The organism is Pedobacter sp. 05L430 (assembly GCF_056397585.1).
The window spans coordinates 17940-31917 of sequence record NZ_JBFTNT010000007.1; the positions used below are offsets into that span (position 1 = coordinate 17940).

Sequence of the window (13978 nt, forward strand, 5' to 3'; positions counted from 1 at the left end):
AAAAATGAAAAAGAAATATTTAGTGTTATTGGCCGTACTGTTCTGCTTGGCAAATACAACTATGGCAAGGCAGCAGCCAGCTGCCAAGCCGATTGTTTACAAACTGGATGCGAATACGAGCAGGCTTTTGTGGAAGGCTACGAAGGTCAATGGCGGGCACAATGGTTTTTTAGTGTTTTTCGGGGATATTGTATGCCGATGCCAAGGGCAAACTACCGAGCGGGAATTTCGTAATGAATAGCAGCTCAACCGTCAAAGTAAACTTCAGGTTTGGATGCTCAAACTGATCAGTATATACGATGATACAATGAATCGTAAAACAAGCCAGATAACCCTCAAACAGTTCTTCAGCGGAAAGTGTTAGAGGGACTTGTTTGCCATTTTTAATTGTGCCTATCAAGTGGTAGCCTATGAAAAATAAATTCAAAATATCGGACGTACTGTAACTTTATTCCTCTTGCTACCTCTAATTTTAAATCAGTTAAAAATATATACAATATGGGGTTATTTTCAGCATTAATGGGCAATGCCGGCGCGGTAAGTCAGAACGAGGTAAGGAAAAACTACGGGACACTGCTTACAGCTAATGAAGAGATCGAAATGGGGTTTAAATTGATAAGGGACACTTTCATCTTTACCAATAAAAGACTGATCGTTGTTGATGTTCAGGGATTGACGGGAAGCAAGACGGAATATGTTTCTATTGCATATAAAGCGATTAGCAGATTTAGTGTGGAAACAGCTGGTACTTTTGACCTGGATGCGGAATTAAAAATCTGGGTATCCAGTGAAACTATTCCAAGTATCCGTAAGAAATTCAATAAATCAGTGAATGTTTTTGAGGTACAGAAAGTACTTGCACATCATGTTTTAGGATAGTTTCTATTCCGGGAAAAAGAAAAAGCGGGAAGTCCGGCAGCAATTGATCCCTTTTAGACAGATGCGGCTTATATTCCATTTAAGGGTTTGACCTTACCGGACCTGGAGGACTGGTATGACCATAAATATTTGAAAATAGAGGCATTTAAATGTTCTCCTATCACAGGTGAAACGAAATTATGATCATAAGTTATGGGTTTCGTATTTTCCGGTAGCTTTTGTCAGGTCGATTCTGAATACGACAAGGCTGGTGTGTTCCTCAGTCTGAATTCCATGCGAGGTTTCTTGTGAGGGCCGGCTGGTTAAAGGCATAATCCGGTGTATAATACCCTGCATGGCCTGCTGACGTTCCTCACCAGTCAGTTCAACAAAATCTCCCCAAAGAATAGCACTTTTCCAGCGAAAGGTATCCTTGATCTGGTCTACCTGAAAGCATACCTTTGGATTGGCACGCATCATCTTAATTTTCTTTCCATTCCCCGAATGCGCATAAACCGCGTTGTTTTTGTACACATAATTAACCGGTACTACATACGTTTCACCATCGGAATGGCAACCGATCCTGCCAATCACCTGGCTTTCCAGTAAATCAATAAGCTCTTTTTTATTAAGGTCTCCTAACATTTTCTATGATTGATAAATTTTAAACCCAATTTAATTTTCAGTAAACAATTGCCATATTGATGTTTGTTTAATCCAGCTATTTATTCTTATATAAGCGTATCCTAAATCAAATATGGAAAGAAGGTATGGAAATAAATATGATCTATATCACTTTTAGTGAGGTATTTAGCAAGCTCAAAATTCTGAATGAGGTTATGTAGCTTAAGGAGTGAACAACTGCTTTTTCCTTTCTTCCCTTATTTCATCTTTATCATGATTCGCATTCGCGGTTTCAAATTGAAAACTTCAGCAAATGACCTGCATTCCGCAATTGTTACAGCCCCGAATAGGGTTGATACGATCAGTTCATTCTATGGGGTAAAGGCTAAAAACCTACTTCGGCAATATCGTGATTACCTTAGTGATTTTAAGAGCTGGGACCAGAAATCACATGCAAAATAATGGCTGTTATATCCAGAAAACCTGGGTGAACAGCTTTCTATAGACGAAACTAGTCTTTCTCATGGTGAACTTTACACGATCCTTATCAACAAAGCAGCAAAAGGTAAGAAAGGAGCCATTGTTACCATTGTAGCAGGCACCAAAGCGGAAACCGTCATTTCAGTACTGAAAAAGATTCCGGAAAGAGCAAGAAAAAAAGTAACTGAAGTTACCCTGGATAGGGCAGGTAATATGGAATTGATCTGCAAACGTTGTTTTCCTCAGGCAAACAGGTTTCAAAGCATTTAATACAATTGCTCGCTCGATACAAAACCACTATTAAACTATTCTCAACTACTTTGACAACAAATCTACCAATGCTTCAGCGGAATCTTTTAACGCAAAAATAAAGGCGTTTAGAAATCTATTTAGGGGTGTGAAAAACATAGAATTCTTCCTGTACAGACTAACTCAACTATATGCTTAGCAAGCAAAAAATCATTCTCGCTCCACAAGTTTTGGGATTGATCCCATTGAAATTGGAGCGGAAATGTGCCTTTTAAAGCAGAAAAGCTCAATTTCGTTATGAAATTGAGCTTTTCTAAGTAGTGGTATGGGCCGGGATCGAACCGGCGACACATGGATTTTCAGTCCATTGCTCTACCGACTGAGCTACCGTACCTACTTCCCGTTTGGGATTGCAAATGTAGTGTCTTTTTTTGGATGACAAAATCTTTTTTTAAAATAATTTCACTTTGTCGCATTAGTAGTTGATTATCTGTGTGTTTATTTTTTTTTGTTATTCTCTATCCAAGCTTTTTCCTTCTGTTGGTCCGGTACTGATTTGGAGAAATGCGCATACTTTTTTTGAATAATCGTGAAAAATGAAAAGGATCGTCATAACCAAGAGAAGTAGCTATCTCTTTTATTTTGGTTTCCGAATTGTATAGGAGTACACATGCCCTTTGCAATTTCAGGTGAATCAGGTAATCCATTGGAGACATACCTGTAGACTTTTTAAACATTTTTGAAAAATGTGAGGTAGACAAGTTGTTTTTACTCGCAAGATCTTCGACCGTAAGTCTCTCACTTAAATTGCTCTTCATGTACGCCACAGTTTCCTTAATCATATTCTTTTCATCCTGAACTTTAACGCTACTATGCTTTTCGGGATAAAGAAAAGTAGCCAGAAGATGATACATGCATAAATTTGTATTTGTTAGATTTTCTTTGCTATAACCAAGTTCTAAATTTTGGTACATGGATTCCCAAATTTGGATGCCCTTTTCATTCAATAAAATTTGCTGTGCACCATCATAAAGATTAATGTTAAATTCCTTGTTAAAAGTATCGATGTCCTTCCCACTAAAATGTACCCAATAAATTGTCCATGGATCATTTATGTCTGCTCCATAACTCATGGCTACTTTTGTAGCTGGTACAATAATAAACTCATTCGGACCAACATCTAAGCGCTTGTCATTGATGATGAACCATCCTTTTCCTCTGGTACAATAGATCAGTATATTATCGGTACAGCCCTCGGGTCTTTCTCTATAATGGTAAGCCGCTTTTGGGAAATAACCGATATAGGTAACATATAGTTGATTCATTACGCGATTACCCTTAATTACACTTTTCCACGCAGAGGCTGGGATACTGATGTATTTTTCTCCCTCAAATCCATCTTGTATTTTTTTCTCGTTCATGTGTCATGTATCTAACAAGTATAGGGATTATTCTTCTTATTTGGGTTTGCTATTTGATGGGATTGATCATTCTTAGTCTAGCAATAGTATTTTATTAGTGTATTCTTAAGATATGATAATGCTATTGATAAGTGAATAGTTCATGTCGATGAATGTTTTTGCTATTTTTTTATTTGTGTCTGTCGTCTATTTTTGTTTAATCCTTAACTTTTTCAACAGAGATAAGATAGTTTAATCCATTCTTTTTTAAAGTTTGTACATTTTAAAAGAAATCAAGACCAGCTACTTTTACCTTCATATAGCAACCAAGTATAACAAACCGAATGACTAGAAGACTATTTTCGCTATTTTTTTTAACAGCCTATGCTACTTTAAAAGTTAGCGCGCAACAAAAGCCATTAAATTTATGGTACGACAAACCTGCACAAATATGGGAAGAAACTTTGCCTCTAGGTAATGGAAGATTAGGTATGACTCCAGACGGCGGGATATCGAAAGAGAAGATTGTATTAAATGACATTACACTTTGGTCGGGTGGTCCTCAGGATGCTAATAATTACGAAGCTTACAAAAGTTTGCCGAAGATACGAGAGTTGATACTTCAAGGAAAAAACGATGAAGCCCAGGATCTTGTAAATAAAGATTTTGTTTGTAAAGGACTGGGTTCTGGAGGCGAAAAATGGGGCAAATACCAGGTGCTCGGAAATCTCGAAATTGACTTTAACTACGGAAACCTAAAGCCTGACGAAATAACTCCTGAAGCATATCACAGAGAATTATCTCTGGATAAAGCGATAGCCAACTGCAGCTATAAAGTAGATGGAGTAAACTATAGAAGAGAGTATTTTACAAGCTTTAGTGGGGATATTGATGTGATCAAAATAACAGCTGATAAACCCGGAAAATTRAATTGCAAAATCTCTATTAGCAGATCAGAAAAATCAGTAGTAAAAACCGAGGGAACTGAATTKCAAATGTATGGTCAACTTGATAATGGGACTGATGGCAAGGGGATGCAATATCAGGCCAGGGTAAATACAAAGTTGAAGGGGGGAAAGGTTACAGTAGATCGGAATGTTCTTATTGTAAAAAATGCAACAGAATTAGTTATTTACGTTTCTGCTGCAACAGATTTTAAAGGATTTGCATTTAAAGAGAAAACAAAGCAATTGTTATCTGCTGCTTTAAAAACTCCTTATGAACTCCAAAAAGGGAAACATATCTTAAATTATGCCAAGCTTTTWAAAAGAGTAAATATAGATTTGGGACAGGGAAAATCAGCTAAGTTTCCCACTAATAAAAGGTTAGACCTCTTTTATAAGAACTTTGCAGATGATAAATCTTTACCTGTCTTATTTTTTCAATTTGGTCGGTATTTAAGTATAAGCAGTACCAGAGTAGGCTTGCTTCCCCCAAACCTTCAGGGGTTATGGGCAAACCAAATCAATACACCATGGAATGGCGATTACCATTTAGATGTGAATGTGCAAATGAACCACTGGCCGGTTGAAGTATCAAACCTTTCAGAATTGAATTTGCCACTGGCAGAATTGGTTAAGAGTCTTGTAAAACCAGGAGAGAAAACCGCAAAGGCATATTACAATGCCGATGGCTGGATTGCCCACGTTATTACCAACGTGTGGGGCTTTACAGAGCCAGGAGAGAGTGCCTCATGGGGGGCAACAAATGCGGGATCAGGCTGGTTGTGTAATAATTTGTGGGATCACTATGCTTTTAGCCAGGATGTTAATTATTTAAAAAGTATTTACCCGGTTTTAAAAGGCTCTGCTAAATTCTATAAAAGTGTATTGATAAAAGACCCAAAAACTGGTTGGTCAGTAACCTCGCCATCGGTATCGCCCGAAAACACGTTCTATCTTCCAAATGGTAAAACGGCAAGTATATCCATGGGACCTACCATTGATAATCAGATTGTAAGAGAATTGTTTACTAATGTAATTACAGCCTCAAAGCTTTTAAATGTAGACGCAGAGTTTAGAAACGAACTGCAGGAAAAACTGAAATCTGTTCCTCCGGCAGGGGTAATCAGTAAGGATGGAAGAATTCAGGAATGGATAGAAGATTATAAAGAAACAGATTTACAGCACCGTCATATATCACATTTATATGGTTTATACCCAGCGTCATTAATTACACCTCTTTCAACCCCAGATCTTGCTGAGGCAGCAAAAAAAACACTTGAAGTAAGAGGCGATGATGGCCCTAGCTGGACCATTGCTTATAAACTATTGTTCTGGGCCAGACTACATGATGGGAATCGCGCATTTAAGCTGTTTAAAGAGATTTTAAAACCCACCTTGAGAACTGATATCAACTACGGTGCAGGTGGTGGTGTTTATCCTAATATGCTTTCGGCAGGTCCTCCTTTTCAAATTGATGGAAACTTTGGCGCAACAGCAGGAATCGCAGAGATGCTAATACAAAGTCATGACGGCTTTATTGATCTTTTGCCCGCTGTGCCTGATGCCTGGAAGGCTTACGGATCGATTAAAGGTCTAAGAGCAAGAGGAAATTTTACAGTTGATATGAGTTGGAAAGAGGGTAAGATTATCAGTTATCGCATCAGCTCAAACCATCCAAAAAGGGTAAAAGTTAAGGTAAATGGAAAGATCAGTGAGATAATGGCTTCCAGATTGTAATAAAATTGATAGCTACAATCAATTTGTGATGTATTTTAATAAAGATTAACCCTGTTTTGATCTGAGTTGATCAGGTTAGTCGCATTTTCTTCATTTTTTTTAGTATTTTTCTCTAACAAACCTAAAAACTAACCGACATGAAGAAATTTTCCCTAATTTTTTCCTGTTCCTTTTTTCTCGCATTTTATAGTTTTGCCCAGCAAGTTATCAGGGGTAAGGTAATGGATGCAAGTAACGGAACAGGAATTCCGGGCGCAAGCGTGCTCGTTAAAGGTGCTTCAACTGGCACCTCAACCCAATCCAACGGTTCTTATAGTATTTCAGTCCCTGCAAATGCCACAACTCTTGTTGTAAAATACCTTGGGTTTATTAGTCAGGAAGTAGCTATTGATGGTCGTACCGAAATCAATATCTCATTGATGCAAGACTCTGAGTCATTATCAGAAGTGGTAGTAACTGCTCTGGGTATTAAACGAAGTGAGCGCTCTCTTGGTTATTCCACTCAGGAGGTAAAAGGTGATAACCTAACGCTTACCAAAGAGCAGAATGTAATTGGTTCCCTTGCCGGTAAAATTGCAGGAGTGCAAGTTGTAGGGTCATCAGGAGCCAGCATGGGGGGTACCCAAAAGATTAAAATCCGTGGGGTTAATTCCCTTGCAGGCTCAGATCAACCCTTAATAGTGGTTGATGGAACACCGATATCTAACAGTAATTTCTCTAATGGTGGGGGAGGTGCTTCAGGTAGTGATGGAAGTTATACCGGTGCTGATTATGGAAACGTTGCTCAGGATATAAATCCTGACGATATTGAATCAGTGAACGTATTAAAAGGGCCAGCAGCATCAGCGCTTTATGGGTTACGCGGGCAATATGGCGTTATAATGATCACTACAAAAAAGGGAGCAAAAGGACCTAAAAAAGTCGATGTTCAATTTAGTTCTGCATTTTCAATTGAAAAGGTTGGGAATCTGATGCCAATGCAAAATTTATATGGGGCAGGTTCTAAACAAACCTGGAATACGCTTGATAATGGCCAGAAATATGTTCAGATGGATTATGATGAGAGCTGGGGCCCAAAAATGGATGGTACACCAGTTAGGCAAGTATTCAGTTTCTATCCTCAGGATCCTACATACGGACAGGAAACTCCGTTTGTTCCTCATCCTAATAATATTAAGGATTTTTTTGAAACAGGAAACAATGCGGTGAATAGCATATCTGTTTCCGGAGGTGGAGAAAATTCAACATTCAGGCTAAGTTATACCAATGGAAATATAAATGGAATTGAACCAAATACCTGGCTTAGAAGAAACAATCTAGGACTAAATGCTTCCCTTGATGTAACAACTAAGCTTACGGCATCTGCTAACATAAATTACGCAGGTAATAAAGGTCAAAGACCTTCACAAGGATATGATGGAGGGTCAAGAAACTTTGTGCAGTGGTTTCAACGGAATATAGATATGAAACGTTTGAAAGACTATAAATACGCTGACGGCACGTTTCTGCACTGGAACTTGGATGTGCCTAATTCCGATGGTTCGTTAGATAGCTACCAGCCTTTATACTGGAATAATCCGTATTTTGAAGCGAATGAGAACCTAAATAATGATGATAGAGATCGCATATTTGGTGATATTGGTTTAACTTATCAGGTTTTGCCTGAATTGAAATTAAGCGGCTTTGTCAGAACTGATAGCTATATTCAGAATATTGAGGAGCGGTCTGCCGTAGGTGGTCGTTATTTAAGTTCATTCTCTACTGGCAAATACCAGAACAAAGAAATGAATTATGAATTTCTTGGTCAGTATAATAAGAGCTGGGATGACTTTTCATTAGCTGCCAATATTGGTTCTAATATTTATACCCGTAAGTATAACTATTTACTTGAAAAAACAGAAGGGGGTTTAATTAGTCCCGACTTTTATAATATTGCGGCCTCAAAGGATAGGCCTACTGTTACGTCGTACCTACTTAGGCAACAGATACGAAGCTTGTATGCAATGGCATCTTTTGGATATAAAAACATCTATTATTTAGATGCATCAATCAGAAATGATAATACATCCACCTTGCCTAAAAAGAATAATTCTTACTACTATCCATCGGTTTCGGGTAGCATGGTCTTCGGCGAATTGTTAAAATGGAAACCGCTTTCATATGGAAAAGTACGACTTAGTTATGCAATTGCCGGATCAAATGTTAGTCCTTATAGAACGTCATTTGTATATGGAATTGGTGGTATATATGATGGTCCTCTAGGGACTATAAATACTATTTATGTCCCTGATGATATTAAAAATCCTGAATTAAAACCATCATTTGCTCATTCTTATGAAGCCGGTCTTGATTTGAAGTTTTTGAATAATCGTTTAGGAGTTGACTTTACGTTGTATAAACAGCAAAATAAGGATCAGATTATTGAGTTAAAAGTTTCGGGTACAACTGGATTTAATACTACTATAATTAATGCAGGTGAGATAGAAAACAAAGGGGTTGAACTCACCTTAAATGGGTCACCGATAAGATCTCAAAATTTCTCATGGGATGCTGCTTTTAACTTTGCACATAGTAAAAACCTGATTAAAAAGTTGGGTACTGATTCAAAGGTTTATCCAATTAGCTCAAATACCTATGCCGGTAAGTCAGTGTTCCTTAATTCTTATGAACTGGGCTCGTACGGAAGCCTTATCGGGCAGGCCTACCAGCGTGATCCTGCAACTGGTAAAATTCTGCTAGGAGCTAATAATATGCCACTTTACACACCCGCTACTCATAATTTTGGAACAGTGCTACCTCAATACACTGGCGGATTTCTAAATACATTTAACCTCTGGAAATTTAGTATAGCGGCGATGATTGATTTCCAAAAAGGAGGCCGATTCTTTAGCTGGTCCAAAATGCTTGCCCAAAAATCAGGACAGGCGGAAGAGACTGCTGCTATGAATGACAAGGGACATAATATTCGTGATGCTGTAGCTGAGGGTGGAGGGATAAAGATTAATGGCGTGTATGCTCCAGGCACTGTAATAAATGGCACTGATGTTAGTGGACAGGAAGCCAGTCCTTATGTTGAGGCAAGGGCCTACTACAGAAACACTCTAGGAACAAATGTGTATGAAGAGTATCTATATGATGCCTCATATATTAAATTAAGAGAATTAAGTATAGGATATACGTTTGACAAAAAAATGTTTTCTAAACTGCCTTTCCGATCACTTAAGCTTGCTTTTATTGCACGTAATCCCTTTATAATAATGTTAACTTCAGCTTTTATACGCTGTATACAGGCCCGTTGCAGAACCTGGAATCGGTTCTAACTTCTCCATCTTTAGTGCCATCAGAGGGGCCCATAAGTAACCAGCTTGCGGTTGCCAAGATCTTAAAAGCTTATTTTTTCTGGCATATAACAGATAGATGGGGRGATGTTCCATTTAGTGAGGCTTTAAAGGGAAAAAATAATTATACCCCCGCTTATGATACACAACAGTCAATTTATAATAGTCTCTTTAAGTTACTGGATGAAGCAAATTCACAAATTGTTGCAGGTGATATCTCAAACGATATTGTTTATAACGGAAACATGGAGCGATGGAAAAAGCTGGGAAATACCCTTCATTTATTAATAGCACTCAGACTTTCAAAGATAGATCCGAATACAGGAAAAGTGGAATTCAATAAGGCTTTAGCTGCGGGTATTATGGAGTCTAATGAAGATAATCTTGTCTACAAACATTTGGCGAATGCGGCTAATGAAAACTATTGGTATGATCAGATTTCAAACCAAAACCGTAAGTGGTGGGCTTTAAGCAAACCATTGGTAGATTATATAAAACCACTTGACGACCCAAGACTCAAGGTTTATGGGGATGCCAATAAAGTCGGAGACTATACAGGGTTAGAGTTTGGACTTGTAGAGGGCGTTGATAAAAAGGACCCCTCGTTACTGGGGTTAGCTATTCGTAAACAGGACGCCCCGGTTTACCTGGTTACTTTTGCGCAGGCTCTTTTTGCTAAAGCTGAAGCTGCAAAAATGAACTGGATTCCAGGGGCAGATGTCGAAGCTAAAACAAATTACGACATGGGAATTGAACAGTCCGTTAGGCAATGGAACAATGATGATATTAGTGGTCTGGCAAAAATGAAAGCACATGCCGAAATTCAATATAATCCTGCAAATGGCCTTAAACAAATTGCCTACCAGCGTTGGGTTCATTTATTTATGAACGGCTTTGAAGCATGGGCTGAGTGGAGAAGGACTGGTTATCCTGAACTGAGCTCACCCGTAGGTAATCCAGCTAAAGCAATTCCTAGAAGGCAGGCGTATCCAACAGAAGAATCATCTAACAACAAAGCACATTATTCTGAAGCGATCCAGCGACAATTTAATGGTACCGATGATTTAACTGGGCGATTATGGTGGGATAAGCCTTAAGACGCAAATTGGTTATGTCAAAATCGCTTAATATTTAGACAATTGTGTAAATCTTTTTATAAGCAAATCATGCTTTCTTTGAATTAACCGAGACACAAGCCAAATCTGAATAAGAAACCATCGTAAGTAGTAGCTTTAGAAAGTCTTCTTATGATGGTTTCATCTCTTTAATGCCAGGCGCTCAGAATACCAATCATTTAATTTTTTTAAAATAAATTACCAAACGATTTGGATTAATTCTAAATAATAGTAACCTTTGCAATATCAAGAGTTTAAATGTGAACATGCAGGATTTAGTTATACTACCTTCAATCAATTTTACAGAAGTATTTAATACTAACAAAGGTGCCATCTATCAATCAGACAGTGAGAACTGCTGGTATATAGATTTTGCCGGTAAACTTGCTCGTTTCGATTATCGTAACTTACTTAAACTTAAAAAAGCAGTTTATCAGATCGATATAGAAAATTTGCTTTTAAATAGCACCAAAGCACCAGATCTTGAAATCATTTTTATCTGCGCTTGCGATCATTGCTATGTACTTTCTATCCTGGAAATTATTGCTTTAAAAGAGCTATTACAAGGTACATTTGTAATGTTAGAGCTTAATCACATCATATTCGATCGTTTGCATCGTATAGTTGCCTGATTAACTTAGAATTAGAATCTTTCCATATTACTCTAATATTATCTATTCTTAATTTATTGCATTATTTTTGATGTTATAATATCATTTAAACGATAGTAATTATGAAAGATATCATTCGCGCAAAGTGCTTACTCTCATCAGATGTAGAGACACTTATTAACCAGCAAATAAAAAAAGAAGCCCACTCATCAGCTATTTATCTTTCTATGGCTTCATGGTGTAATCGCAATGGATACGACTTTTCATCTGATTATTTTTTCAAGCAAGCCGAAGAAGAAAGAGCCCATCAGCTTAAATTCTATAAATATGTTTTAGATATGGGAGGTACAGCAATTTCTCCTGACATCACAAATATCAAAATTGAATATAACTCTTTCCGTGAGGTTTTTGAAGAAGCTTTGGATCAGGAAATTAGCGTAACCCAATCTATTAAAAGCATTGCAGCTCGTTGCCATAAAGAACAGGATTATGTAACTCTTGAGTTCTTAAACTGGTTCTTTAGAGAACAAAGAGAAGAAGAATATAAAGCTCGTCGTGCCCTTGAATTGTTTGATGTAATCGGAGAAGAAGGAACTGGAAGATGGCAGATTGACAAACACGTTGGCCAGATTAAATACGAAAGCGAGGCTTAATCTAATTTAGCCAGTTTACCCTGGTATTTTAAGGTACATACTGATGAAACAGTATGTACCTTTTTTTGTTTATTGATAATATAGGCCATGTCAAAGAAACATAAAAAGAACAAACACTCTAAGCAGGAAAAAAAGGATAAAAAGAAAAAAGACTGCTGTGAGAAATACCTTAGAGGAAAACGATGTAAAAATTGTCCCCTGGCCTAGCTTTGTAATCACTTTATGCTTTTTAATTCAGGATAACGTTATCGGCCAAATGATAGCACCGTCTGCAACGAGGCTCATAACTGTCCTTTTCGCCTAATAATATTTTCGATTCGCTAGCAACTTTACGGAAAGAGTACATCGCCGGACTACCACAACGAACACAAACTGCATTTACCTTTGTTACCAATTCTGCAATAGCCATTAGCGCTGGTATGGGACCGAAAGGTTTACCAAGAAAATCCATATCTAACCCGGCTACAATAACCCTTATTCCTTTTTGAGCAAGTTTGTTGCATACGTCAGGCAGGTCTTCATCGAAAAACTGAGCCTCATCAATACCGACAACCTGAGTATTGGCATCTAAAAGTAGTATTGAAGATGATGTTTCTACCGGTGTTGATTGAATTGAATTTAAATCGTGAGACACCACTGCATTTTCGTCATATCTGGTATCTGTTTTAGGTTTAAAGATTTCAACATTCAGCTGAGCAATTTGAGCCCTTCTTAATCTCCTTAATAATTCTTCTGTTTTGCCCGAAAACATAGAGCCGCAAATTACCTCTATGCTACCGCAAAACTCTCCTCTTCTGTAATTTTGTTCGCTGAATAACATCGTATTGTAGTACTTATAGCCTGCTAATATCAGAATTTTGTAGTACTTTTGAATGGCAAGTTACCAACATAAAAAGTCAATTCTTCCGTTATTAAATTATGATGAACCAAGGTGATATTTTCAAAAAAATAGGACAAATACTAAACGAACTTCAAGATCAGTACGAGTTTTTAGCTCATAATCCAGAGCAATTGAATGAGTTAGAACTGGAACTGTTTATGGCAAATGCCAATTTTTTGTCGGATCATGTTCAAATTGTAAAGAAGTTAAATAACAATAAGCCTGTAAAGGAAATACCTGAACATACTTTAGACAGTGTTGTAGAAAAGGAAGAGCCTTTAATTTCTCAAGAACCAGAGAATGTTCGGGAAGTGGAAGAAGTTAAGAACCACGTTCCGTCTTTTGAATTTATTTTAAATGATAATTCATCAACTGATAAGTTTGACTTCGAAGAAAAATCTGTTGATAGTATTTTTGACAGGCCATTAAGTAAAGAAGAAGAACGCATTATTGCTGAAAAGCAGAGGTTAATGGAAAGCAAGTCGCAGTTTGAAACAACTGATCAGCAGCCGACTGAAAAAGTAACTCAGGAACCTGCTCTTGTGACTAGCGGAATTGAAGAAGCAACAATTGACGAGGAACCAGAACCAATTCAGGAACCCGTTGTTTATAAAGAAGAACCAGTCGTTCAAGTACAGGAAGAACCAGAAGCGCTAGAACCTGCTCCAATACCTACTCCTGAACCTGTTGTTTTTAAAGCCCCTGAGCCAGCCAAAGCTTTTGTAAATGAAACTACACCAGAACCAATACAACAAGAGCCTGTAAGTAATGTAAGGCCTACCTTAAACGATATTCTGGCAGGCAAGAACAATAATAGCTCTGTTAATTTGAATTTGGAAAGCAACAAGCCCACAATAACAGATCTTAAAAAAGGAATAACTCTTAATGAAAAACTATTATACATTAAGGATTTGTTTAATGGCTATAATCTTGCTTATTCCGAAGCCATCGACCTGATCAATAAAATGCCTGATTTAAAGACTGCAGATACGTTCCTAAAAAATAACTATGCAGAGAAGAACAACTGGGCTTCAAAACAGACTACTGTAGATAAATTTTACGAATTGCTAAGTCAGCGTTTTTCATAGG

14 protein-coding genes and 1 tRNA gene are annotated in these 13978 nt (G+C 37.6%); 11 read left to right on the top strand and 4 right to left on the bottom strand.

The window, feature by feature from the left end; genetic code table 11:
* The first annotated feature begins 4 nt into the window (after positions 1 to 4).
* Both AC1DG9_RS03280 and AC1DG9_RS03285 read left to right on the top strand, forming a co-directional pair.
* Positions 5 to 241 carry a hypothetical protein gene (locus AC1DG9_RS03280; RefSeq protein ID WP_288882222.1) on the top strand — a complete coding sequence of 79 codons (237 nt, stop codon included), beginning with the start codon at positions 5 to 7 and terminating at the stop codon, positions 239 to 241.
* Between the two features lie 257 nt (positions 242 to 498).
* A complete protein-coding gene (locus AC1DG9_RS03285) occupies positions 499 to 879 on the top strand; it encodes a PH domain-containing protein (RefSeq protein ID WP_288882223.1) in 381 nt (126 codons plus the stop codon).
* Positions 880 to 1062: 183 nt separating this feature from the next.
* On the opposite strand, the gene AC1DG9_RS03290 is transcribed toward AC1DG9_RS03285, so the two are convergent.
* Entirely contained in the window at positions 1063 to 1503 is a 441-nt protein-coding gene (locus AC1DG9_RS03290) for a pyridoxamine 5'-phosphate oxidase family protein (protein WP_337717157.1), read from the bottom strand.
* Between the two features lie 186 nt (positions 1504 to 1689).
* On the opposite strand from AC1DG9_RS03290, the gene AC1DG9_RS03295 reads away from it, so the two are divergent.
* The 3 genes from AC1DG9_RS03295 to AC1DG9_RS03305 all read left to right on the top strand — a co-directional run bounded on the left by AC1DG9_RS03295 (position 1690) and on the right by AC1DG9_RS03305 (position 2410).
* The gene (locus AC1DG9_RS03295) at positions 1690 to 1944 is read left to right on the top strand and encodes a hypothetical protein (RefSeq protein ID WP_288882226.1); all 255 of its coding nucleotides are present in this window, start codon (positions 1690 to 1692) and stop codon (positions 1942 to 1944) included.
* Between the two features lie 84 nt (positions 1945 to 2028).
* A complete protein-coding gene (locus AC1DG9_RS03300) occupies positions 2029 to 2232 on the top strand; it encodes a transposase (protein WP_288882272.1) in 204 nt (67 codons plus the stop codon).
* Positions 2233 to 2269: 37 nt separating this feature from the next.
* A complete protein-coding gene (locus tag AC1DG9_RS03305) occupies positions 2270 to 2410 on the top strand; it encodes a transposase (RefSeq protein WP_288882274.1) in 141 nt (46 codons plus the stop codon).
* Between the two features lie 122 nt (positions 2411 to 2532).
* On the opposite strand, the gene AC1DG9_RS03310 is transcribed toward AC1DG9_RS03305, so the two are convergent.
* Both AC1DG9_RS03310 and AC1DG9_RS03315 read right to left on the bottom strand, forming a co-directional pair.
* Positions 2533 to 2605, bottom strand: a tRNA-Phe gene (locus AC1DG9_RS03310).
* A 124-nt stretch (positions 2606 to 2729) separates the two neighbouring features.
* Positions 2730 to 3632 carry an AraC family transcriptional regulator gene (locus AC1DG9_RS03315; RefSeq protein WP_172661256.1) on the bottom strand — a complete coding sequence of 301 codons (903 nt, stop codon included), beginning with the start codon at positions 3630 to 3632 and terminating at the stop codon, positions 2730 to 2732.
* 323 nt (positions 3633 to 3955) lie between these two features.
* On the opposite strand from AC1DG9_RS03315, the gene AC1DG9_RS03320 reads away from it, so the two are divergent.
* The 5 genes from AC1DG9_RS03320 to AC1DG9_RS03340 all read left to right on the top strand — a co-directional run bounded on the left by AC1DG9_RS03320 (position 3956) and on the right by AC1DG9_RS03340 (position 12009).
* Complete coding sequence (locus AC1DG9_RS03320) at positions 3956 to 6292, top strand: glycoside hydrolase family 95 protein (RefSeq protein WP_477634306.1); 2337 nt, start codon at positions 3956 to 3958, stop codon at positions 6290 to 6292.
* Between the two features lie 137 nt (positions 6293 to 6429).
* Positions 6430 to 9612: a SusC/RagA family TonB-linked outer membrane protein gene (locus AC1DG9_RS03325; protein WP_477634307.1), complete on the top strand. Its 3183-nt coding sequence runs from the start codon at positions 6430 to 6432 to the stop codon at positions 9610 to 9612.
* Complete coding sequence (locus tag AC1DG9_RS03330; protein WP_477634308.1) at positions 9588 to 10727, top strand: SusD/RagB family nutrient-binding outer membrane lipoprotein; 1140 nt, start codon at positions 9588 to 9590, stop codon at positions 10725 to 10727. The genes AC1DG9_RS03325 and AC1DG9_RS03330 overlap by 25 nt, the downstream gene beginning before the upstream one ends.
* 284 nt (positions 10728 to 11011) lie before the next feature.
* Complete coding sequence (locus tag AC1DG9_RS03335) at positions 11012 to 11377, top strand: hypothetical protein (RefSeq protein ID WP_048907333.1); 366 nt, start codon at positions 11012 to 11014, stop codon at positions 11375 to 11377.
* Positions 11378 to 11478: 101 nt separating this feature from the next.
* Positions 11479 to 12009 (top strand): ferritin, encoded by a 531-nt coding sequence (locus tag AC1DG9_RS03340; protein ID WP_172661252.1) that lies wholly within the window; start codon positions 11479 to 11481, stop codon positions 12007 to 12009.
* Positions 12010 to 12238: 229 nt separating this feature from the next.
* On the opposite strand, the gene AC1DG9_RS03345 is transcribed toward AC1DG9_RS03340, so the two are convergent.
* Entirely contained in the window at positions 12239 to 12829 is a 591-nt protein-coding gene (locus AC1DG9_RS03345; protein ID WP_048907331.1) for a thymidine kinase, read from the bottom strand.
* A 98-nt stretch (positions 12830 to 12927) separates the two neighbouring features.
* Between AC1DG9_RS03345 and AC1DG9_RS03350 the strand changes: the two genes are divergently transcribed.
* The gene (locus AC1DG9_RS03350; protein ID WP_288882234.1) at positions 12928 to 13977 is read left to right on the top strand and encodes a hypothetical protein; all 1050 of its coding nucleotides are present in this window, start codon (positions 12928 to 12930) and stop codon (positions 13975 to 13977) included.
* Position 13978: the final 1 nt, after the last annotated feature.

Bases quoted from the DNA above. Each gene is read 5' to 3' on its own strand.
- AC1DG9_RS03280 (WP_288882222.1), top strand. From the start codon at position 5: ATGAAAAAGAAATATTTAGTGTTATTGGCCGTACTGTTCTGCTTGGCA.
- AC1DG9_RS03285 (WP_288882223.1), top strand. From the start codon at position 499: ATGGGGTTATTTTCAGCATTAATGGGCAATGCCGGCGCGGTAAGTCAG.
- AC1DG9_RS03290 (WP_337717157.1), bottom strand. From the start codon at position 1,503: ATGTTAGGAGACCTTAATAAAAAAGAGCTTATTGATTTACTGGAAAGC.
- AC1DG9_RS03295 (WP_288882226.1), top strand. From the start codon at position 1,690: ATGAGGTTATGTAGCTTAAGGAGTGAACAACTGCTTTTTCCTTTCTTC.
- AC1DG9_RS03315 (WP_172661256.1), bottom strand. From the start codon at position 3,632: ATGAACGAGAAAAAAATACAAGATGGATTTGAGGGAGAAAAATACATC.
- AC1DG9_RS03325 (WP_477634307.1), top strand. From the start codon at position 6,430: ATGAAGAAATTTTCCCTAATTTTTTCCTGTTCCTTTTTTCTCGCATTT.
- AC1DG9_RS03335 (WP_048907333.1), top strand. From the start codon at position 11,012: ATGCAGGATTTAGTTATACTACCTTCAATCAATTTTACAGAAGTATTT.
- AC1DG9_RS03340 (WP_172661252.1), top strand. From the start codon at position 11,479: ATGAAAGATATCATTCGCGCAAAGTGCTTACTCTCATCAGATGTAGAG.
- AC1DG9_RS03345 (WP_048907331.1), bottom strand. From the start codon at position 12,829: ATGTTATTCAGCGAACAAAATTACAGAAGAGGAGAGTTTTGCGGTAGC.
- AC1DG9_RS03350 (WP_288882234.1), top strand. From the start codon at position 12,928: ATGATGAACCAAGGTGATATTTTCAAAAAAATAGGACAAATACTAAAC.